The sequence below is a fragment of the Arthrobacter sp. Hiyo1 genome, from assembly GCF_001263615.2.
Taxonomy (GTDB): domain Bacteria; phylum Actinomycetota; class Actinomycetes; order Actinomycetales; family Micrococcaceae; genus Arthrobacter.
Map to the genome: position 1 here is coordinate 26,831 of NZ_DF952477.1, position 3,136 is coordinate 29,966.

The 3,136-nt window shown below is 64.7% G+C and carries 2 protein-coding genes and 2 pseudogenes; 3 read left to right on the forward strand and 1 reads right to left on the reverse strand.

Annotated features, from left to right (window positions below; translation table 11 throughout):
• The coding region (locus tag AHiyo1_RS21560; RefSeq protein ID WP_148667714.1) for a phosphodiester glycosidase family protein at positions 1 to 931 on the forward strand (931 nt) is incomplete at its 5' end.
• A 26-nt stretch (positions 932 to 957) separates the two neighbouring features.
• Here the strand turns inward: AHiyo1_RS21560 and AHiyo1_RS21565 are convergent.
• Positions 958 to 1,937: pseudogene (locus AHiyo1_RS21565) on the reverse strand (magnesium transporter CorA family protein).
• 137 nt (positions 1,938 to 2,074) lie between these two features.
• On the opposite strand from AHiyo1_RS21565, the gene AHiyo1_RS21570 reads away from it, so the two are divergent.
• Both AHiyo1_RS21570 and AHiyo1_RS21575 read left to right on the forward strand, forming a co-directional pair.
• A complete protein-coding gene (locus AHiyo1_RS21570; RefSeq protein ID WP_059389945.1) occupies positions 2,075 to 2,251 on the forward strand; it encodes a CsbD family protein in 177 nt (58 codons plus the stop codon).
• Between the two features lie 176 nt (positions 2,252 to 2,427).
• Positions 2,428 to 3,136, forward strand: a pseudogene (locus AHiyo1_RS21575) (NAD-glutamate dehydrogenase domain-containing protein); the annotation flags it as partial.

The window sequence follows — 3,136 nt, forward strand, 5'->3', positions numbered from 1 at the left end:
GAAGGCCGGCGCCGAAGGTGACCCCGCCGGCGTCGGTGTGTACGGAGGCAGGATTCTCAGCGAAGCCGTGGCGGACCGTCCTGCCCTCGTCATTGACGGAAAGAAGAATGCCAGCAGTATCCAGCGACTGACTTGGTCAGGGAAGATCGCCTCCTCGGCCGGAGAAGCCGCTCTGGACGGCATCGACCGGGTACCCGGGCTGATCCGAAACTGTGGCGGCGCCAACGACTTGCCCACCTCAGGCCCGCTCCAGGACGTCACCTGCACGAACTCCAGCGAGCTCGTCACGTTCACCCCGGAGTTCGGACCGGCCACGCCTGCCGGTCCGGGTCTTGAAGTGACCGTGGACAGCAAAGACACAGTGACTTCCGTCGCCGAAACCCGTGGCGCGGCCGTGCCTGCGGGCGGACACACCATCCAGGCCACCGGAACAGACGTCGCCAGGCTCCGCGCGCTCGCTCCCTTAGGCGCGAAGCTGAAGATCGACGCCGGATTGCTCGGCCAGGATGGGAAGCCCTTGCACACCGACAAGGCCACGAGCGTCGTGAACGGCGGCCCGCTGCTCGTCAAGGACGGCAGCGTGGACGTCACCGCCCGGCATGACGGCATGGTGCACCCGAACGACGGAAACAGCTTCTACTACGGTTGGGTCCACAAGCGGAACCCCCGGACCTTCGCCGGTACCGACGCTCAGGGCAGGACCATGCTCGTCACGGCGGACGGACGCTCGACTGCCTCCCTGGGATTGAGCTTGAAGGAAGAGGCCGACGTCGCGGTGTCGCTCGGCATGGTCCAGGCCATGAACCTCGACGGCGGCGGCTCAACAACGGCCGTTGCCGAAGGAAGAGTCCAGAACAGCCCGTCGGGCGGTTCGGAACGCGCGGTTGGGGATGCGCTCCTGGTACTTCCCGCCCGTAAGGACGACCAGTAGGGCAGAGGACGTCCCAGGGGAACCAGCTAGATCCAGTCCCGTTTCTTGAACGCCAGGTACAGGAAGATTGAGCCGCCGGCCATGAGCGCGCAGGATAGCCAGAGCCCATAGTCGCTCTGGAAGCCGAAGAAGGGCACGTTCTGCCCGAAGAAGCCCGTCACGGCAGTCGGGACGGCGATGATCGCAGCCCAGCTGGTGACCTTCTTCATGACGAGGTTCATCTGGTTCCCCTGGATGCTGATGTGGGTTTCCAGGATGGTGGTGACCAGGTCGCGGAGCGATTCCGTCCATTCCGAGGCACGCAGCACATGGTCGTAGAGTCCTGCAGGAAGGGCTGCATCGCAGGGCTGCAGCCGACCAGGTCTTCGCGCCGGAGCAGGGTGTTGAGGACTTCACGCATGGGCAGGACGACGCGGCGGAGCCGGACGAGGTTCTTGCGGAGTTCGAACGTCTTCCGCTGTAGGTCATGGTCGGGGGAGTGGTCGTCGAAAAGCGACTCTTCGAGGGCGTCGATGTAGCCATCGAGTTCCTGGACGGCGTCGAAATGCCCGTCGACGATCATGTCCAACAGGCCCCAGAAGAGGAAGGGCACCCCGTGTTGGGCGAGGTCGGTTTCCGAGTCCCAGTGCGCCGTCAGCTCGTCGGTGTCGAACTCCGGCCCGTGTACAGTCACCAGGGCGTTATGGGTCACGAATGCCGAGACCTCGACGACGGTCAGCTCGCCGGTGCCAGGCTTTAGAGCCGCTTGGTAAGCCGAGAGGAACAGGTGGTTCGGGTACCGGTCCAGTTTGGGCCGCTGGAAGTCGTGGACGGCGTCCTCGACGGCGAGGCGGTGAAGCCCATACACGGTTTCGACGCCGAGCAGGTCATCCGCCGTCGGGTCCGTGTAGTCGATCCACAGGACCACATCGTCCTGGCGGGCCAGGGCTTCGATCTCGTGGGCCCGGACATCGTCGCGTTCGAGTTTGCCTTCGCGGTATAGCCGTATGAACACCATCCGCCCCATGGTACGGGACCCGTATCCGTGCTCCCTGAGTGTCAAGGCTTCCCGGCCGGGACGTGCCTTTGCCGCAGTTCCGTCCCTACAATTTAAGTGCGGCCTCGCGGTGTCCCGCCGCGGGCCGCCGACAAAGGAGAGCCATCATGGGTTGGGGTGAGAGGATCCATCACGCTGCCGGTAAATTCCACGGCAAGGCCACGGAAGCGGCCGGCGAAGCCACCGGCAATGACCGGCTGAAGGCTGAGGGCAAGTCCCGTCAGGTCAGGGCCGATCTGAAGCTGGCAGGTGAAAAGATCAAAGGCGCCTTCAGGAAGCACTAGTCCATCGACGCCGACAGCAGGGCGCGGGCCATACGGCCCGCGCCCGCGTCATGTCCTGGTACTTTGTTCCAGCATCTGGACTCGGTCTGTGCGGCCAGCCATGATGAAGGGAGGCGCGGAGGGCTGGATCGTCAACCCCAGTTTGCGAGTGGCACCCGCAGTGGAGGCGCGGTGACATGACACGCGAATCGGTGCCGGCGGAGCAGACGAAGGCAGCATCTTCGCTTGAGCCCAGTGAAGCTTTCCTGGCCGAATACTTTGCCCAGGTGCCCCCGGAGGATCTGAGGAGCTATAGTCCCGAGACGCTCCGTGCGCGGGCCGGGCACCACCTGAAACTGGCGTCGTCGCGCGCGCCCGGGCAAGCCGCCGTCGGGATCTTGACCGAATTGGATGCCAGCATCGTCGCAGTCGTGACGGACGACATCCCGTATCTGGTCCACTCCGTCACGGCGGAGCTCACCCGCGACGACACGTCCATCAATCTGCTGGTTCATCCCAGCTTTAGGGTGCTTCGCGACCCGGTGTCCCACGAGCTACTGGAAGTCCGCCTTGGAACGTCCATGGAGGGCGAAACCCCTCCGGAGGCCGGGGAAACCGAGGTCTGGATTGCCGCGGAGATCGGCAGGCTGCCCGATGCGGCTGCCGTGAGGCGACTGACGGATAACCTGCAGAGGGTGCTGGATGATGTCCGGGTTGCCATCCGCGACGGATCCGCCATCCGTGGCAAGCTCGCCGAAGCCGTCGCCTCGGTGGACGGGTTCCCGCGCGATGTGGCGCCGCCACCGAAACAGCTCAGGGAATTGCTCCTCTGGCTCGACGACGGAAACTTCCTGTTTCTCGGTTACACCGAAGGCAAACTCGCGACGGCGGGTGGCCAGGACCTGC